This is a genomic window from Flavobacteriales bacterium, from assembly GCA_016715895.1.
GTDB lineage: Bacteria > Bacteroidota > Bacteroidia > Flavobacteriales_F > PHOS-HE28 > PHOS-HE28.
Genome location: JADJXH010000003.1, coordinates 499,441 through 518,771, shown reverse-complemented (window position 1 = coordinate 518,771; position 19,331 = coordinate 499,441). Strand labels below are relative to the sequence as shown.

The window sequence follows — 19,331 nt, the reverse complement described above, 5'->3', positions numbered from 1 at the left end:
GACCCCGGAGCGCGTGAGCGCGCTCATGTACCGACGGTGGAAGGCACTGCCGGCCTGGATGGCCGATGGTGAACTCTGGTGCCTGCTGTTGGTCGGCCTCCTGATGCTGCTCCACCCCTGATGCCGTGCTCCGGCATCGCATCCTGAACAACCGCCAACCGAACCAAGGACCCATGCAACACCGATCACACCCCACGAACCTGCTGCGACGCGCCAAGGCCTGCCTGTCGGCGCTGGTGCTCGCGGCCACGGGCGCGCTGGCGCACACACCGCCCGATCGACCGCACAACGGCCATGCCGACGGCCTGGATGAACTGCTGCACGCCTATGAGCAGCGCATCCACTTCACCGAGAACCGTGGCCAGTTCAACCCCGGGGTGATGTTCCGGGCCGACTTCCCGCTCGGCCAGGCGTTGGCCACATCCGAGGGCATGCTGGTGAAGGCGTATGATCCGGAGGCCGTGGCCGCCCGCGAGGCCGAGGGGCATCGCATCGAGGAGGAGGCCCGCCAAGGCCTGCCCAACCGTCCCCTGGTCTGGCGTGAACGGGGCCATGGTTGGATGATGCACTTCCGCGGGGCCCTCCCCACCATGCGCATCGAAGGCCTCAAGCCGCATGGCGATGCGGCCAACTACTTCCTGGGCGATGCCTCGCGCCACGCCACCGGCGTCAGCAGCTTCGAGGAGATCTGGTACAAGGATGTGTACCCCAGGACCGATGTGCGCTACTACGCGGCCGAGGACGGCGCGCTGGAGTACGATATCATCTGCAAGCCCGGAAGCGATCCGGCCGACATCCAGCTTGAGCTCCGGGGCATTGAGAAGCTTCGGGTCACCGACAAGGGTGAGCTCGTGGTGCCGACCAGCCTCGGTGAGATGCTGTTTCCCGCCCCGGTGGTGTACCAAGGTGGCGAACTTGGCGAACAACGTGTGGATGCCGCATACACCGTTCAAGGGAACGTGGTGCGCTTCACCCTGGGGGCCTACGACCGCACCCGGCCCCTGGTGATCGATCCCATCGCCCTGCGCTGGGCCACCTGGGTGAACACCAACAGCAGCGGCGGCAACCACGGCCACGGCATCTGGGTGGACCCGAACGACGGGGCCATCTACGTCCTGGCCCGCGTGGTGGGCACCACGGACAACATCACCGTGGGGGCCTTCGATGAGACCGCCAACGGAAACCTGGAGATCATCGTGGGCAAGTACCTGGAGCCTGCCACGGTCGGTGGTGCCGGCACCCGCGTATGGCAGACCTACATCGGCGGCGGACAGGACGACAACCCTTACGCCATCGAACAGGGACCGGACGGCAACCTGTATATCACTGGCCTTACCGGAAGCACCAATTTCCCGCTCCTCGGCGGCACCGGCTTCAGCGGCACAAGCATCGATCAGCAGGCTCAGTCCGGTGACGACATCTTCGTCCTGAAGATCAACCAGGCCGGCACCGGCATCAAGGCCTGCGTGGTCGGCGGCAATGGTGGCGAACTGTCCTATGACCTCCGGACCACGGCCAACGGCGATGTGCTGGTCTGTGGCGCCACCACAAGCAACAACCTGCTTACGACGAACCCGGGCAGCGGTGCCACCAACTCGAACGCGGGCAGCAATGACGCCCTGGTGTTCCGGGTGAACGCCGACCTCTCAGCGATGGTCTGGATGCGGAACAGCGGTGGCTCCGGCAGTGATGTCGCCACGATCATGCTGAACGATGACAACACCGGCGACATCTTCGTCGGGGGTAGCACCGCCAGCACCACCTTCCCGACGGTCAGCCCCAGGCAGGCCACGCGCGGCGGCAACTCGGCCGGCTTCCTCCAGCGGCTCACCTCCACCGGCGCGGTCTCCTGGAGCAGCTACTTCAGCTCCGCCTCCAGTGCGGCGGCCTCCGTGCTGTGCATGGAGTTCAACACGACCCGGACGGAGCTCTATTTCGGCGGGGTCACCACCGGGCTCGCCGCCGCCAATATCAGCGGGTCCGGAGTGTTCGACAGTTCACACAACGGAAGCAACGACTTCTACGTGTGCCGCATGGGCATCGATCAGACGTTCCTCGGCGCCACCTATCTCGGCGGCAGCGGCAATGAGGTCAACATGATGGGCCTCAACGTCGACCAGAACAATGACGTGTACGTCTTCGGGTACTCGAACAGCACCAACTTCCCGATCAGTGCCGCGCCGAACGTGCCGCTGCAGACCACCAACCAGGGCAGCAACGACAAGACCTTCTCCAAACTGGAGAACGACCTGAGCGCGTTGCTGTTCAGCACCTACTATGGCGGCACGGCGGACGATTACGATCCGGTCGGAGAGCGCGGCATCAAGTTCAGCAACTGCCGGATCTATACCATCGTCACGGCCCGCAGCAACAACATCCCCCTCACCCAAGGCGCGATCAATACGACCAAGAACAGTTCCACCTCGCGGTACGAACCCGGCCTGGTGGTGTGGGCCAATCCGCCCGACCTCCTTGGGAACAGCATCATCTATCAAGGCGTGGCCATCTGCCCGGGCAGTACGCCGGGCGACGTCACCGGCTCGGAACCGAGCTATGTGCTGCCCACCATCCTGCGCAACAATGCGTCCTCCCCCTACCCTTCGTTCGGCAGCGCCGCCACGTACCAATGGCAGATCAGCACTGACAGCCTCACCTGGACGGACATCGCAGGTGCCACCGGCCAGGATCTGCCCGGCTCCTCGATCGGGGCCATCACGGCAGACACCTACATCCGTCGCATCATCGGTGGGGATGCCTGCATCCTCGCCGGAGCCGCCGACCAGGTGGTGAAGGTGCGCATCATGACCGCCAGTGGCACGGTGAGCGATGTCTCCTGCAACGGCGGCAATGACGGCAGCGTCACCGCCACCGCCGATGGTCAGGCACCCTTCACCTTCGCCTGGAGCAATGGACAGACCGGAGCCACTGCCATCAACCTTGGCGCAGGGCCGATCAGCGTAACGGTGACCGACGCCAACGGCTGCAGTGCCACGGCGAACTTCGTCGTGGGCCAGCCCGCACCGCTCTCCGCCACCATCAACACCACCCTGGATGCCTGCAACACCGGTACGGGCGGAGCCACGGCCAGCGGAACGGGTGGAACCCCGGGCTATGGCTACGTCTGGAGCACCGGTGCCGTGGGACCCGTCCTCTCCAACGTGCCCGCAGGCCCTTACTCCGTGACCGTCACCGACCTCAACCAATGTTCGGTGACCCTTCCGGTGAACATCTCCGGCACCACGCCACCCACGGCACTCGCCGGTAGCGATGCGGAGATCAACTGCACCACGGGTGCCTCCGTTCAACTGAACGGAGGAAGCATCCCGTCCGGGTTGAACTTCGCATGGACCGGTCCAGGCATCGTCTCCGGAGCAGGCTCGGCCACCCCGACCGTCAACCAACAAGGTACCTACGTCCTCACCGTCACCGATCCCCAGACCGGTTGTACGGCCACCGACCAGGTCGACGTGACCGTGAACACCACACCTCCCGGCGCCCAGGCGGCCGGCGGCACGCTCACCTGCATCACCACCTGCATCACCCTGCAGGGCAGCGGCAATGGCAGCTACAGCTGGACGGGTCCGAACAACTTCAGCAGCACTGACCAGAACCCGACGGTGTGCGCCGCCGGCACCTACACCCTGGTGGTGACGGGCGCCAACGGCTGCACCAGCACGGCCACTGCGGAAGTGGAGCTCGACAACGATGTGCCCGGCGCCCAGGCGGCCGGCGGTACGCTCACCTGCACGACCACCTGCATCACCCTGCAGGGCAGCGGCAACGGCAGCTACAGCTGGACGGGCCCCAACAACTTCAGCAGCACCGACCAGAACCCGACGGTGTGCGCCGCCGGCACCTACACCCTGGTGGTGACGGGCGCCAACGGCTGCACCAGCACGGCCACTGCGGATGTGCTGGAGGATGTGGACGTGCCAGGTGCTCAGGCGGCCGGTGGCACGCTCACCTGCACCACCACCTGCATCACCCTGCAGGGCAGCGGCAACGGCAGCTACAGCTGGACGGGCCCCAACAACTTCAGCAGCACCGACCAGAACCCGACGGTGTGCGCCGCCGGCACCTACACCCTGGTGGTGACGGGCGCCAACGGTTGCACCAGCACGGCGACGGCGGAAGTGGAGCTGGACAACGATGTGCCCGGCGCCCAGGCGGCCGGTGGCACGCTCACCTGCACGACGACCTGCATCACCCTGCAGGGCAGTGGCAACGGCAGCTACAGCTGGACGGGGCCCAACAACTTCAGCAGCACCGATCAGAACCCGACGGTGTGCGCCGCCGGTACCTACACCCTGGTGGTGACGGGCGACAACGGCTGCACCAGCACGGCGACGGCCGATGTGCTGGAGGATGTGGATGTGCCAGGTGCCCAGGCGGCCGGCGGCACGCTCACCTGCATCACCACCTGCATCACCCTGCAGGGCAGCGGCAATGGCAGCTACAGCTGGACGGGTCCGAACAACTTCAGCAGCACCGATCAGAACCCGACGGTGTGCGCCGCCGGCACCTACACCCTGGTGGTGACGGGCGCCAACGGTTGCACCAGCACGGCGACGGCGGAAGTGGAGCTGGACAACGATGTGCCCGGCGCCCAGGCGGCCGGTGGCACGCTCACCTGCACGACGACCTGCATCACCCTGCAGGGCAGTGGCAACGGCAGCTACAGCTGGACGGGGCCCAACAACTTCAGCAGCACCGATCAGAACCCGACGGTGTGCGCCGCCGGTACCTACACCCTGGTGGTGACGGGCGACAACGGCTGCACCAGCACGGCGACGGCCGATGTGCTGGAGGATGTGGATGTGCCAGGTGCCCAGGCGGCCGGCGGCACGCTCACCTGCATCACCACCTGCATCACCCTGCAGGGCAGCGGCAATGGCAGCTACAGCTGGACGGGTCCGAACAACTTCAGCAGCACCGATCAGAACCCGACGGTGTGCGCCGCCGGCACCTACACCCTGGTGGTGACGGGCGCCAACGGCTGCACCAGCACGGCCACTGCGGATGTGCTGGAGGATGTGGACGTGCCAGGTGCTCAGGCGGCCGGTGGCACGCTCACCTGCACCACCACCTGCATCACCCTGCAGGGCAGCGGCAACGGCAGCTACAGCTGGACGGGCCCCAACAACTTCAGCAGCACCGATCAGAACCCGACGGTGTGCGCCGCTGGCACCTACACCCTGGTGGTGACGGGCGACAACGGCTGCACCAGCACGGCGACGGCCGATGTGCTGGAGGATGTGGATGTGCCAGGTGCCCAGGCGGCCGGCGGCACGCTCACCTGCATCACCACCTGCATCACCCTGCAGGGCAGCGGCAATGGCAGCTACAGCTGGACGGGTCCGAACAACTTCAGCAGCACCGATCAGAACCCGACGGTGTGCGCCGCCGGCACCTACACCCTGGTGGTGACGGGCGCCAACGGCTGCACCAGCACGGCCACTGCGGATGTGGATCTGGACAACGATGTGCCCGGTGCTCAGGCGGCCGGTGGCACGCTCACCTGCACGACGACCTGCATCACCCTGCAGGGCAGCGGCAACGGCAGCTACAGCTGGACGGGTCCGAACAACTTCAGCAGCACCGATCAGAACCCGACGGTGTGCGCCGCTGGCACCTACACCCTGGTGGTGACGGGCGCCAACGGTTGCACCAGCACGGCGACGGCGGAAGTGGAGCTGGACAACGATGTGCCCGGCGCCCAGGCGGCCGGTGGCACGCTCACCTGCACGACGACCTGCATCACCCTGCAGGGCAGTGGCAACGGCAGCTACAGCTGGACGGGCCCCAACAACTTCAGCAGCACCGACCAGAACCCGACGGTGTGCGCCGCCGGCACCTACACCCTGGTGGTGACGGGCGCCAACGGCTGCACCAGCACGGCGACGGCCGATGTGCTGGAGGATGTGGATGTGCCCGGCGCCCAGGCGGCCGGTGGCACGCTCACCTGCACGACCACCTGCATCACCCTGCAGGGCAGCGGCAACGGCAGCTACAGCTGGACGGGTCCGAACAACTTCAGCAGCACCGACCAGAACCCGACGGTGTGCGCCGCCGGCACCTACACCCTGGTGGTGACGGGCGCCAACGGTTGCACCAGCACGGCGACGGCGGAAGTGGAGCTGGACAACGATGTGCCCGGCGCCCAGGCGGCCGGTGGCACGCTCACCTGCACGACGACCTGCATCACCCTGCAGGGCAGCGGCAACGGCAGCTACAGCTGGACGGGTCCGAACAACTTCAGCAGCACCGATCAGAACCCGACGGTGTGCGCCGCCGGTACCTACACCCTGGTGGTGACGGGCGCCAATGGCTGCACCAGCACGGCCACTGCGGATGTGGATCTGGACAACGATGTGCCCGGCGCCCAGGCGGCCGGTGGCACGCTCACCTGCACGACCACCTGCATCACCCTGCAGGGCAGCGGCAACGGCAGCTACAGCTGGACGGGCCCCAACAACTTCAGCAGCACCGATCAGAACCCGACGGTGTGCGCCGCCGGTACCTACAATCTGGTGGTGACGGGCGCCAACGGCTGCACCAGCACGGCCACTGCGGAAGTGGAGCTGGACAACGATGTGCCCGGCGCCCAGGCGGCCGGTGGCACGCTCACCTGCACGACCACCTGCATCACCCTGCAGGGCAGCGGCAACGGCAGCTACAGCTGGACGGGTCCGAACAACTTCAGCAGCACCGATCAGAACCCGACGGTGTGCGCCGCCGGTACCTACACCCTGGTGGTGACGGGCGACAACGGCTGCACCAGCACGGCCACTGCGGATGTGGATCTGGACAACGATGTGCCCGGTGCCCAGGCGGCCGGTGGCGCGCTCACCTGCACAACGACCTGCATCACTCTGCAGGGCAGCGGCAACGGCAGCTACAGCTGGACGGGTCCGAACAACTTCAGCAGCACCGATCAGAACCCGACGGTGTGCGCCGCCGGTACCTACACCCTGGTGGTGACGGGCGCCAATGGTTGCACCAGCACGGCCACTGCGGAAGTGGAGCTCGACAACGATGTGCCCGGCGCCCAGGCGGCCGGTGGCACGCTCACCTGCACGACCGCCTGCATCACCCTGCAGGGCAGTGGCAACGGCAGCTACAGCTGGACGGGCCCGAACAACTTCAGCAGCACCGATCAGAACCCGACGGTGTGCGCCGCTGGTACCTACACCCTGGTGGTGACGGGCGCCAACGGCTGCACCAGCACGGCCACTGCGGAAGTGGAGCTGGACAACGATGTGCCCGGTGCCCAGGCGGCCGGCGGTACGCTCACCTGCACAACGACCTGCATCACTCTGCAGGGCAGCGGCAACGGCAGCTACAGCTGGACGGGTCCGAACAACTTCAGCAGCAATGACCAGAACCCGACGGTGTGCGCCGCTGGTACCTACACCCTGGTGGTGACGGGCGCCAACGGTTGCACCAGCACGGCCACTGCGGATGTGGATCTGGACAACGATGTGCCCGGTGCTCAGGCGGCCGGCGGCACGCTCACCTGCACCACCACCTGCATCACCCTGCAGGGCAGCGGCAACGGCAGCTACAGCTGGACGGGTCCCAACAACTTCAGCAGCACCGATCAGAACCCGACGGTATGCGCCGCCGGCACCTACACCCTGGTGGTGACGGGCGCCAACGGCTGCACCAGCACGGCGACGGCCGATGTGCTGGAGGATGTGGATGTGCCCGGCGCCCAGGCGGCCGATGGCACGCTCACCTGCACGACGACCTGCGTCACCCTGCAGGGCAGCGGCAACGGCAGCTATAGCTGGACGGGCCCCAACAACTTCAGCAGCACCGATCAGAACCCGACGGTGTGCGCCGCCGGTACCTACACCCTGGTGGTGACAGGCGCCAACGGCTGCACCAGCACGGCCACTGCGGAAGTGCTGGAGGACAGCAACGCTCCTGACCTGAGCGCTGAAGCCACCCCGATCGACTGCATCACCGGGGAAGCCACCTTGACCGCCATCTCGCAAGCTGCTGTCAGCTTTGCCTGGACCGGACCGAACGGGTTCACCAGCTCAGCGGCCATCACTTCGACCGTGGAAGCCGGCAGCTACACCGTCACCGTGACGGGGGCGAACGGCTGCGTGACAAGCATCGAGGTGTTGGTGATCGACGATTGTGACACGGACGAGTGCGGCAAGCTGATCGAGATGTGCGGTCCGGACGTCACCGTGGAGTGCGGCAGCTCTCTGCATCCCTACGATGTGGGTCACCCCATCTTCCGCAAGGACGACAAGTGCCCTGAGGTGACGGTGGGCTGGACGGACAGCTGGAGCGGTTCCTGCCCCTACATCCTCACCCGCACCTGGTGGGCCACCGATGCCAACGGCAACAGCGAGACCTGCGTGCAGACCATCACCGTGGTGGACACCCAGGGCCCCGAATTGCTGGGCGTGCCGGCCGACATCACCGTGGCCTGCGATGAACTGAGCGAGGTGCTTCCCGAGGTGCACGCGGTGGATGCCTGCAAGAACGCGTCGCAAGTGATCATGACCGAGGTCTTCGTGCCGGGCAATTGCCCGGGGAATTTCCAGCTGGTGCGCACCTGGTCCGCCACGGACGACTGCGGCAACAGCACCAGCGCCACGCAGACCGTGACGGTGGTGGACAACGAAGCTCCGGTGCTGGTGGGCGTGCCGGCGGACCTGACCGTCCAGTGCGACGAGAAACTGCCGGAAGCCCCGGTGGTGACGGCCGACGATGCCTGCAGCGCGAACCTGGACGTGGTGCTCACGGAGCAGACCATCAAGGGTGACTGCCAGAACGAGTTCACGCTGATCCGCACCTGGACCGTGAGCGACCTCTGCGGCAACACCACCACGGCCGAACAGGTCATCGATGTGGTGGACACCACCCCGCCGACCATCCTGTGCACCGTGGCGGACCTGGAGACCACCTGCGACCAGGTGCCCGACCCCGAGACCTGCAAGGCGAGCGACAACTGTGACGAGGACGTGCAGGTGGTGTTCACCGAGGACATGACCGGCAAGGACTGCGAAAAGGGCTACACCATCACGCGCACCTGGACCGCCGTGGACGATTGCGGCAATGCCAGCGAGCTCGTGCAGGTGATCACGGTGAAGGGTGTGGACGGCAAGTCCCTCTCCATCACCGCTTCGCCGAACCCCTTCCGCGTGATGACCACCCTGCGCTTCACCGCCGACCGCGATGGTCAGGCCGTACTTGACCTCACCGACCTGCAGGGTCGTCCGGTGGCGCGCCTCTTCGACGGGCATGTGCAACGCGACGCGGAATACCAGGTCGAGCTCGCCGCCGACGGGCTGACCGGCACCACCTACTTCTATCACCTGATGCTCGATGGACGCAGCGTCCGCGGGCGACTGGTGCTGACGCGTTGATCCGTCCCTGACCACCCGCGACGGGCCCCCTCCACACCGGAGGGGGTCCGTCGTTCACGGCCCTACCTTCGCCGCATGGAAACCGCGCCCCTGGCCGAACGGATGCGTCCGCGCGACCTCGAGGCGGTCGTCGGTCAGGAGCATCTGGTCGGGCCCGATGGCATCCTGCGCCGGGCGCTCAACAGCGGCATGCTGCCCAGCATGATCCTCTGGGGGCCGCCCGGGGTGGGCAAGACCACCCTCGCGCGCTTGATCGCCGAGCGGCTGCAGCGCCCCTTTTTCACGCTCAGCGCCATCAGTAGTGGGGTGAAGGATGTGCGCGAGGTGATCGACCAGGCCGGAGGCAGGGGCCTCTTCGCCCGCAGTGCGGTCCTCTTCATCGATGAGATCCACCGCTTCAGCAAGGCCCAGCAGGACAGCCTGCTCGGTGCGGTCGAGAAGGGCACCATCACCCTGATCGGCGCCACCACGGAGAACCCCAGTTTCGAGGTGATCGGCGCCCTGCTCAGCCGCTGTCAGGTGTACGTGCTGCGTCCGCTTACCCAGGAACAGCTCCTGGCCCTGCTGGAACGGGCCGTGCGGGAGGACCCCGAACTGCGCGCGCGGACCATCACCCTGCCGGAGGTGGATGCGCTGATGCGCGCCAGCGGCGGCGACGCCCGGCGGCTGCTGAACACCTTCGAACTGTGCGTGAAGGCCGCAGGGGATGGGGATGTCGTGATCACCGATGCCCTGGTGAAGGACGTGGTGCAGAACCAGGCCGCGCGATACGACAAGCAGGGCGAACAGCACTATGACATCGTCAGCGCCTTCATCAAGAGCATGCGCGGCAGCGATCCGCACGCGGCGGTGTACTGGCTGGCTCGCATGGTGGAGGGTGGTGAGGACCCGTTGTTCATCGCCCGGCGCATGGTGATCCTGGCCAGCGAGGACATCGGCAACGCCGACCCCAACGCGCTCCTTCTGGCCACCACCGCCATGCAGGCCGCCCAGTTGGTGGGCTGGCCCGAAAGCCGGATCATCCTCAGCCAATGCGCCGTTTACCTGGCCTGCGCGCCCAAGAGCAATGCGTCCTACGTCGCCATCGGTACCGCACAGGAGTTGGTGCAACGCACCGGCGACCTTCCCGTTCCGCTCCACCTGCGCAACGCGCCCACCCGCCTGATGAAGGACCTCGGCTACGGCCGCGACTACCAGTACAGCCACGACCAACCCGGCCACGCCGGCGATCAGGAGTTCCTGCCGGAGGCCATCAGTGGCACCCCTCTCTATTCCCCGGGCGACAATCCGCGCGAACAGAAGTGGGCGGAGCACCTCGGTCGCATCTGGAAGGACCGCTACAGGTGATCAGTGCGCCCGCTCGCTTTCCATGAAGCGGCGGTGCATGTCGTAGATCACACCCAGGCTGACCACGAGGCCGCCAACGCCCTGCTCCACCATCTGCCAGAGCGCATCGATCACCACATGCACGGTTCCGGATTTCGCGAAGCTCATGCCGAGGATGTAGACCAGGAGGAAGACCGCGAAACCCACGGCCGCACCGAGCAAGGCGCTCATCAGGGGGAACGCACGTTTGAGGCTCACCCATTCGTGCGCGATCGCCTGATGCACCGCCAGGGTGATCACGAAGCCGATGATCAGGTACACCAGTCCGCTCAGGCCGAGGTAGAGCGGCAACGGAATGCGAAGGTCCTGGAGGTCGTTCAACGCCAGCCCGTGCCAGAGGTAGGACAGCCCGTACATCACCAGCGCCGAGGCGATCCAGGGAACGAGGAATCCACGTTTGGCGAACATGCTCATCATCAGCGGCACATCGGTGCGGCGTTCGACGGTGGCTAAATTACGCCCCGTATGAGGAACGAGTCCGCCATGGCCCGGGTTGCCTCGGCCACCATCCTGTCCTGCGGGCTGCTGTTCGTTCCCACGAGCTGCCGCAAGGCGGAGGAGCCGCCCCGATGGGATGTGGACCTGCTGGCCCCCTTGGTGAACACATCGCTGACCCTGAGCGATGTGATCGCCGACTCGCTCCTGGTGACCGGAACGGACGGCGCGCTGACCCTGCTGTACCGCACCGAGCTTTTCGGCGTGCGCCTGGACACCCTGCTGCAGGTGCCTGACACCGGGATCACATACAGCTATGTGCTCCCCATCCCGGGCCCCCTCTTCTTCGCGCCTGGCGCGCTGCTGCCCACCGACGAGGATGCCACTGCACTTGATCTGGAGGACGTTCAGTTGCGCACACTGTCCATCCGCAGCGGTCGGCTCGAAGTGGACCTCACCAACATGATCGCCAGCGGGATCACGGGGACCTTCGCTCTTCCGGGGGCCACGTTCAATGGGCAGCCGGTCGCCGTTCAAGGTGTCGTTCCCGCCGGTTCACCGCTCAACCCGTCGCTCACCGTGCTCACCCGCGACCTGGCCGGTCACCGGTTCGACCTCCGCGGCCCCGACCTCGACCAGGTCAACGCCCTCAGCTCGCAGATCACCATCGAACTGGACCCCAACGGCAACGGTGCCAACGTCACCAACCTGGACAGTGTGAAGGCCGTGGCCACCTACGCCGACATCGTTCCCCAGTTCGCCGAGGGCTATTTCGGGAACCGGGTCGAGCAAGTGGGGCCCGAGAACACCGCCGTGGACCTCTTCGACCGCATCACCGATGGCCTGCTCGACATCGACCACGTGGAAGCCCGCATCCGCATCACCAACGGCGTGGGCGCCGACCTCCGCATCCGCATCCACGAACTGGTCTCGGAGAACACGCGCACCGGCACCACCGTGCCCTTGGTGCACCCCATCGTAGGCTCGCCCATCAACCTCACCCGTGCCCTCGACCTCGGGGGCTCCTTCCAGCCCACGGCCTGGTCCACGACCCTGGACCCCGGCAACAGCACCATCGCCTCGTTCGTGGAGAACCTCCCCGACCGTCTGCGCTACGCCGTGGACCTTGAACTGAATCCGCTTGGGGACATCAGCAACGGCCACGACTTCCTCTACTACGAGAGCGAGGTGAGCGCCCGGCTCGAACTGGAGATGCCGCTCCGCCTCATCGCCACGGACCTCACCGTGGAGAGCATCGCCACCCCCGACCTGCCCGGCTCGGAGGAGGGGCATGGGCTCACCTCCGGCAAGCTCTCCCTCATCGCCACCAACGGATTCCCCTTCCGGTCCCGGCTGATGCTGGACATTCTGGACCCGGACGACCAGGTGGTGGGCTCGATCCCCGTCGTGGGCGAAGTGGCCAGCGGTGAGGTGGACCCTGACGGCCTGGTGCGCGACCCGGTGCGCTCCATCTGCACGGCCTCCCTCACCCCGCAGCAGGTGGACCTGCTCTACGCCCAGCCGCGCCTGCGGATCCGGGCCGTCTTCAACACCGCCGACCAGGCCCAGCACCTGCCGTTGATGGCACACTACCGGCTTGACCTGCAGATCGTGGCCGGCGTGAACTACGTGGTGAACGGCGATGAGTGAGCGCCTCTCCGCCCTGGTCCTCGCCACGGCCCTCCCCCTGCTGTCCCTCGCGCAGGACCTGCTGCCCTCCGGCGCCGCACCGCACCGGGACCGGGTGGAGGTGCGCGGCGGCTTCACCTACGATTCCAATACGCTGCTCAACGAACTGGTGCTGGACCTCACGCAGGGCGGCTTCGTGGAGCGGGATGTGCGCGAGCGGAGCCAGGCGGCCCTGCGCGCCAACAACCGGCTGGGCCAGGTGCTGCAGCTGGGTGTGCACGCGGTGTTCGGCGACAGCATCCTCGGCCGGGCCGGCCTGAAGGTGATGGTCTCCGCCACGCACCAGGACCAGGCCGGCCTTCGGTTCAGGCCCGACGTGTACGCCCTCACCTTCTTCGGCAACGCAGGCTTCGCCGGACGACGCGCCGACCTCTCCGGCTCGGCGTTCGAGCAGCAGCGTTACCAGACCCTGGGCGCCGGCCTCTACCATGCGCGCACCGGAAGCTGGATCCGCCTGGACCTGGTGAAGGGCCAGTCCATGACGGCCGTGCACCTCAGGGACGCCACGCTCTTCACCGCCACGGACGGCACCCGGCTCGACCTGCGCCTCGATGGCCGCTATCACAACAGCGACACCGCACGCAGCGACCTCGGCGCTTTCAACGGGCTCGGGGCCGCGCTCAGCTTCGCCCAGCGGTTCACCCTGCCGGGGCGTGCGGGAGCCGCTGTGCACCGCATCACCCTCGGCGCCGAGGACCTTGGGGCCGTGCGCTGGAACGACCGCTCGCTCCGCGCCTCGCCCGATACGGCCTTGAGCTACGAAGGCATCACGGTGAACGACGTCTTCGACCTGACGGGCGCCATCACCGGCGAGGAGCAACTGCTGGACACCTTCGGCGTGCGGCCCACCACCGGGGCCGAATGGCGCCTGCTGCCGCTCCATGCCTGGGTGGAGCACACCGTGACGTGGCCCACAGGGTGGCGGATGGACCTGCGGATCGCCCAGCGGGCCTTGCCGGGCTTCATCCCCTTCGCGCAGGCCACCGGCTGGCGCCGCTTCGGTGCACAGGCCGTGGGCATCTCCGCTCAATACGGAGGCTTCGGTGGCCTGCGGGCCGGGCTGCACGGCCGTTTCCAGATCACCCGATGGCTCGGGGCCGAACTGCTGCTGCCGAACCTGTACGGCTTCACCGGTCCCCGTGCACGTGGCCTCGCCGCACAGGTGGGTCTCGTGTTCATCCCCTGAGGAACTTCGCCCCATGGTCCGCCTCCGCATCGACATCCTTTCAGCCGTGCCACGCCTGCTGGACAGCTGGTTCGCCGAGAGCATCCTGCAGCGCGCCCAACAGAAGGGCCTTGTGGAAGTGGTGGTGCACGACCTGCGCCAATGGAGCACGGACAAGCACCGGCGGATCGATGACTATGTGTTCGGCGGAGGGGCCGGCATGGTCCTTCAGGTGGAGCCCATCCATCGCGCCATCACCCACCTGAAGAGCGAACGGGCCTACGATGCGGTGATCTACTTGAGCCCCGACGGGGACCTGCTGGACCAGCCGATGGCCAACCGCCTCAGCGTGCACCGGAACCTGATCCTGCTCTGCGGCCATTACAAGGGCGTGGATGAGCGGGTGCGCGAGCACCTGGTGGACCTGGAAGTGAGCATCGGCAACTACGTGCTCAGTGGTGGTGAACTGGCGGCCGCCGTGCTCAGCGATGCCCTGATCCGCCTTGTGCCCGGTGTGCTCAACGACGAGACCTCGGCGCTCAGCGACAGCTTCCAGGACGGGCTGGTGGCGCCACCGGTCTATACCCGGCCCGCCGAGTTCGCAGGCTGGAAGGTGCCCGACGTGCTGTTGAGCGGGCACGAGGCCCGGATCGCCGGATGGCGCCATCAACAAGCCGTGGAACGCACCCGGGAGCGGCGGCCCGACCTGCTGGAGGGCGGTCCCGGTGAGGCCGCCACCTTCGGGGAGGGATGAATCGCCCTGGCATCGTGAAAGTTCCGTAATATTGCGGCCCCGAACGCGGGACCGACCCGCACAAGTGCCTGAGCGTCATGGATAAGCTGAAGCAACTCGAAAAGGAATGGGCGCCCCTGAAGGCCATGCCCGAGTTCAAGGCCGGTGACACCGTCACCGTGCACTACAAGATCGTGGAAGGCAACAAGGAGCGCATCCAGCAGTTCCAGGGCGTGGTGATCCAGCGCAAGGGCACCGGCAGCACCGCCACCTTCACCGTGCGGAAAATGAGCGGCAACGTGGGCGTGGAGCGCATCTTCCCCGTCGCCTCCCCCTTCATCGATCAGATCGATGTGAACAAGCGCGGTGACGTGCGGCGTGCCCGCATCTTCTACCTCCGTGAGCGTCGTGGCAAGAGCGCGCGCATCACCGAGAAGCGCCAGGTCGTGGCCGCGCCGGCCAAGTGAGGCCTTGTCCGTGAACTCCGAAAGGCCCCGGCGACGGGGCCTTTGTCGTTGAAGGCGACGATTAGATTTGAACATGAGGTGGCTGCTCGTCATCACCTTGGGCATCGCGATCCCGCCTTCCCTCCTGGGTCAGGTGCCTGCGTCCGGGCGGGTCTGCCATCTTACCTTCAACGGTAGCGTGGTGGACATCGGCCCGCTGGGGCTTGCCGTGGTCTCCAGCAGCACCCTGCATGCACCGGACCGGAACGGGGTGGTCGGTGCTTCGCTCCACCTCGAAGGGGTCACGGATTCGATCCATGTGGCCATGGCTGGCCTTGTCCCGGCCGCTCAGGCGTTCACCTTTTCGATCTGGTATCGCTCCGCCTCACCCGAGCAACAAAGCCTGTTCTGTCGGCGGTCAACTCCTGCGGATACCACCACCAACCTGCACTGTGCGCTGAACACGAACGCCCCCTCCCAGCCCGTGTTGGAGCTGCACTATGGGACGTTCATCCATTGGAACGGCAGCGGCTCGGGCCAGAACGTACTTGCGGAAGGCGTGTCGGGCCGGTTCACCGATGGTCGCTGGCATCATCACGTTCTCCAACGATCGTCGGATACACTGCGGATCTGGCACGATGGAGACCTCTATGCGGAGACCCTGGCCTCCGGTGCCTTGGGAGGCGATCTCGACCTGGTGGTCGGTGGTGGTCCGTACGGGCTGAATGGCGACGTTGACGACCTTGTGATCTATGACCGGGCATTGGACCACTCCGAGATCCAACAGCTGTATCACGACAGGGTCCCCTTGCGGTTCATTGCGCCGGAGTCCACGGATGCCTATGTGTGGGGCGATACCGCGTGGGTGAACTGGCGCTGGGATCCCGTTGCGGTCGGCGATTCGATCGACCTGGACCTCCGCCTGAACGGTGCGGGGGCATGGACCCCGATCGGCCATCCGGGCCTGACGGCCTGGACACCCTATCCCCTGCCCATGACCATGCCGGTCGGGACCACGGTCGAGCTGCGCATTCGCGACCGGTCCGATACCTCTCGGGTGGCCTATAGCGGCGGTTTCGTGGTGAGCTCGTACCGTTGGGATCCCGTGAGCCCCGCGCTCCCCTTCACACCACGCGACGGGGTCGGACTGTTGGCCCATGCCGGGCAGATGTGGGCTTTGGGCGGATGGGACCCGCCCCATCATCCGCCGCACCACACCCATTCGGAGGTGTGGAGCACCATGGACGGACTGAACTGGACACAGCATCCCGATGCACCCTGGCCGGGCCGGCATGTCAGTGGCTGGCTGGTGCACGATAGCGCGCTATGGGTGATCGGCGCGGACCCACAGAGCGGATGGCTCCAGGATGTGTGGCGGTCGGTCGATGGCGCCACATGGTCCCAGGTGACCGATAGCATCCCGGGCATGAACCCTTCGAGAACGATGCACCAGGTGGCCTCCATCGGCGACACGATGATCCACTTCGGCGGCCAGCAGGAAGCCTACGTTCCGGGCAACCTCAATGAAGTATGGGCCAGCACCGATGGGATCGATTGGCAGCAGCTGCCGGACGCCCCGTGGCCGGGGCGTGGCATGATGTTGAACAGCTGCGTGGACGAGGATGGGACCTGCTGGCTCCTCGGTGGCGGTAGGCTTTGGGACCGACGTTGCTACAATGATGTGTGGAAGACCACGAACGGCGCGGATTGGGAGCTGGTGCTCGCGTCAGCGCCCTGGTCGCCCCGGTACTGGCACCACGTGGCCTGGTTCGATGATCACATCTGGGTCGTCGCCGGTGTGGCCCGTCAGACCGACAACGCCGAGACCTGGTACTCCCCGGATGGGATCACCTGGCGGGAATTGAAGAACAGCCCCTTCCTTCCCAGGCATGCCGGTTCGATCTGTGTCTTCAACGATGCCCTTTGGCTGATGGCCGGCATCGCCTCGAACGATGCCTGGCGTCTGGTGAACACCTCGGTCCCGGCGGCCAATGACCCGTACCAGCTCCACTCCGATCCGCTCATCCACCCCAACCCCACCGACGGACCTGTCGATCTCGGGGAGCGTGTACGTTCCGTGTCGGTCCACGATCTCGCGGGACGCACGCTCATGGTCCAACGGAATGTCCGGACCCTGGATCTCGGCGGCCTGCAGGTGGGGTGTTATGTCATCGTGGTGGACGCCCTCGATGGTTCACGATCCAGCCATCGCGTGGTCCGTCGATAACGGAGCGCCCACCCCGCTTACCTTCACCCCATGGGTATCCTCTGGAGCTTGATCGTGGGCGGCGTGGCCGGATGGCTCGCCGGACAGCTGATGAAGGGCGGTGGCTACGGACTCGTCGTGAACATCGTGCTCGGGCTCGTGGGCGGCTTCGTCGGCGACCTGGTGTTCGGTGCTCTCGGGTTGGACGCCACCAACCTCATCGGCCGCATCATCTGCGCCACCGTCGGCGCCGTGCTGCTGATCGCGCTGGCCAGGGCGCTGCGGAAGTAGCTCGGCGCTCAGCCGAGCACATCCCTCAGGAACACCAGCAGGTGCTGCCACGCCCTGTCGGCCATGCGCTTGTTGTACTCCTTGCCGGCCGGGTTGGTGAAGGTGTGGCCGCAGTGCGCATAGCTGATCAGCTGCCAGTCCGCCTTCGCAGCGTTGAGCTCGGCGGTGATGCCGGCCAGGTCGGCCGCGCTCACGGTGGGGTCCGCCTCCGGGTGCTGGATGAGCACACTGGTGTTGATGGGACCGTTGGGACGATCACCCTTGCCGAGGCCGCCGTGGATGCTCACCACGCCCTTCACCGGCAGCAGGGCCCGCGCGGCCTCCAGCGCTCCGGTGCCCCCGAAGCAATAGCCGATCACGGCGATGCGGTCCGGGTCGGCCCCGGTCTTCTTCAGCTCCTCCAAGGCCAGCGCGATCCTGCGCTGGTAGGCGGCGAAGTCGGTCTTGTAGTGCGTGGCCGCCTGACGGGCGCTGGTGAAGTCCGTGGGGATATGCCCCTCCCCGTAGATGTCGGCGATGAAGGCGATGTAGCCCTCCCCGGCCAGCTCCCGCGCTGCCGTCCGGGCCTCATCGTCGATGCCCATCCATGCGGGCAGGATGAGCACGCCGGGGCGCTTCGTACCGCGGTCGTCCGTCACCAGGCCATTGAGCTTCTGCGGGCCATCCGCATAGGCGACGGGTCTCAGGTCCTGAGCGGTAAGGTTCATGGCGAGCAAGAGGAGGATGGATGCAAGGACACGAGGCATGAGGCGAAGATCGGGGCACGGCACGAACCGTGGGGCAAGTTCGACCCGGCTGGTCCATGAGCAGCGGGGGCGGCTTGTGGTGGGAAATCTTGCGTGGGCCTAGGTTTGCGGGATGACCCTAGGTGCGTTGACATTGAGAGACTTTCAAACGCTATGGCGGATCCGTGGGTCGATTCAAGGTAGACCCATCACTCAACCTGGTTCGGTCTTCCGGTACATGCATCAGCAGTACGTTGATCACTTCTTTCGAACCGGTGAACTCAAGCTCAGCTCCTATGAGAGCAACCGCATCATCGAGGATGCCGTTCGTCGTGATCATGTTGAAGGCACTGGTGATTATGTCATTGTAAGTCGAGATAGACGGCTATCATATCGATTAGGCGCACGAGCGTTTGATCAACGGATGCTCTGCATGAGCACCTCATCAAATCTAGATCGAATGATGAGTCACTTTGGCGTGGATGGCTGCTTTGAGGTCACGAACACGACTGGATTCGGGTTCGAGATAGCCAAAGCGCTTGTCGCGTTCCGGTTCGGGCGTGAAGGGGTTGTCACATATCAGGACGGTTACGAGAAGATCTTTCTGCTTGAGAATCATCCGCATCTGTTAGACTTGACCCTTTCGGCGCCCTCCAACGAGCAGCTCTTCAGCTATATCGACATCATTGGCAGGACCGACTTTGATATGCTCTTCACAAAACCCTTACAGTTTCAAGATGAGGAGGAGTATCGATTCAATTGGCTTTGCGCTCCGAAGCACCCCATGCTGATACGGTGTCCTGGGGCATTGAAGTATTGCCGAAAGATTACCTGATTAATCGATGCCGCCCGGACTTGCGCGTTCT

General features: G+C 65.9%; 11 protein-coding genes. 9 read left to right on the top strand and 2 right to left on the bottom strand.

The window, feature by feature from the left end; genetic code table 11:
- Window positions 1–173 precede the first annotated feature (173 nt).
- Both IPM49_02365 and IPM49_02360 read left to right on the top strand, forming a co-directional pair.
- Window positions 174–9,389, top strand: coding sequence for an SBBP repeat-containing protein (locus IPM49_02365; GenBank protein ID MBK9273370.1), 9,216 nt, complete (start codon window positions 174–176; stop codon window positions 9,387–9,389).
- A 75-nt stretch (window positions 9,390–9,464) separates the two neighbouring features.
- Window positions 9,465–10,736 (top strand): replication-associated recombination protein A, encoded by a 1,272-nt coding sequence (locus IPM49_02360; protein ID MBK9273369.1) that lies wholly within the window; start codon window positions 9,465–9,467, stop codon window positions 10,734–10,736.
- Here the strand turns inward: IPM49_02360 and IPM49_02355 are convergent, their stop codons facing one another.
- Window positions 10,737–11,183 (bottom strand): hypothetical protein, encoded by a 447-nt coding sequence (locus IPM49_02355; GenBank protein ID MBK9273368.1) that lies wholly within the window; start codon window positions 11,181–11,183, stop codon window positions 10,737–10,739.
- A gap of 57 nt (window positions 11,184–11,240) precedes the next feature.
- On the opposite strand from IPM49_02355, the gene IPM49_02350 reads away from it, so the two are divergent.
- From IPM49_02350 to IPM49_02325, 6 genes are all read left to right on the top strand, one after another.
- Window positions 11,241–12,860: a hypothetical protein gene (locus tag IPM49_02350; protein MBK9273367.1), complete on the top strand. Its 1,620-nt coding sequence runs from the start codon at window positions 11,241–11,243 to the stop codon at window positions 12,858–12,860.
- Entirely contained in the window at window positions 12,853–14,085 is a 1,233-nt protein-coding gene (locus IPM49_02345; GenBank protein ID MBK9273366.1) for a hypothetical protein, read from the top strand. The genes IPM49_02350 and IPM49_02345 overlap by 8 nt, the downstream gene beginning before the upstream one ends.
- Window positions 14,086–14,098: 13 nt before the next feature.
- Window positions 14,099–14,818 carry a tRNA (guanosine(37)-N1)-methyltransferase TrmD gene (gene trmD, locus IPM49_02340; GenBank protein MBK9273365.1) on the top strand — a complete coding sequence of 240 codons (720 nt, stop codon included), beginning with the start codon at window positions 14,099–14,101 and terminating at the stop codon, window positions 14,816–14,818.
- Window positions 14,819–14,895: 77 nt separating this feature from the next.
- On the top strand, window positions 14,896–15,264 hold the full coding sequence (gene rplS, locus IPM49_02335) for a 50S ribosomal protein L19 (GenBank protein ID MBK9273364.1): 369 nt from the start codon (window positions 14,896–14,898) through the stop codon (window positions 15,262–15,264).
- 73 nt (window positions 15,265–15,337) lie between these two features.
- Window positions 15,338–17,470, top strand: a complete 2,133-nt coding sequence (locus IPM49_02330; protein MBK9273363.1) for a hypothetical protein — start codon at window positions 15,338–15,340, stop codon at window positions 17,468–17,470.
- Window positions 17,471–17,500: 30 nt separating this feature from the next.
- Complete coding sequence (locus IPM49_02325; GenBank protein ID MBK9273362.1) at window positions 17,501–17,740, top strand: GlsB/YeaQ/YmgE family stress response membrane protein; 240 nt, start codon at window positions 17,501–17,503, stop codon at window positions 17,738–17,740.
- 8 nt (window positions 17,741–17,748) lie between these two features.
- Here the strand turns inward: IPM49_02325 and IPM49_02320 are convergent, their stop codons facing one another.
- Window positions 17,749–18,486 (bottom strand): dienelactone hydrolase family protein, encoded by a 738-nt coding sequence (locus IPM49_02320; GenBank protein ID MBK9273361.1) that lies wholly within the window; start codon window positions 18,484–18,486, stop codon window positions 17,749–17,751.
- 217 nt (window positions 18,487–18,703) lie between these two features.
- Between IPM49_02320 and IPM49_02315 the strand changes: the two genes are divergently transcribed.
- Complete coding sequence (locus tag IPM49_02315) at window positions 18,704–19,300, top strand: hypothetical protein (protein ID MBK9273360.1); 597 nt, start codon at window positions 18,704–18,706, stop codon at window positions 19,298–19,300.
- Window positions 19,301–19,331 lie beyond the last annotated feature (31 nt).